This window comes from Mesorhizobium sp. WSM4833, from assembly GCF_055811095.1.
In genome coordinates this window covers 1-258 of sequence record NZ_JBVVQG010000059.1, presented here as the reverse complement: position 1 = coordinate 258, position 258 = coordinate 1, and the positions used below count along the sequence as shown (strand labels likewise).

Genomic DNA, 258 nt, shown 5'->3' with positions numbered 1-258 from the left:
GCCGTCGACCGCGCTCGCGGTGAAGGTCGGTGGCGTGATCGTCGCCTGGCTGTGCCCGCCAGCCCCGCTCGCCTCGACCACTTCGGCGGCACCAACCACCGGCGCGGCCGTGATCGAAAGTGTCGGATCGGTGTCGTCGAAGGTCAGAGACAACGGCCCCGAGCTCGTGCTTTGCTGCGATACGACGTCGTTGTCGCCGTCCGTCGCCGTCACCGTTGCCACCACGTTGATCAGACCGTTGAGGTCGAGCGTGTTGTC

At 67.1% G+C, this 258-nt stretch carries 1 protein-coding gene; it reads right to left on the bottom strand.

The annotated features are described in order from the left end of the window. A partial coding sequence (locus tag AC0L2D_RS31860) for a hypothetical protein (protein WP_473544134.1) occupies positions 1-258 on the bottom strand: 258 nt, incomplete at both ends.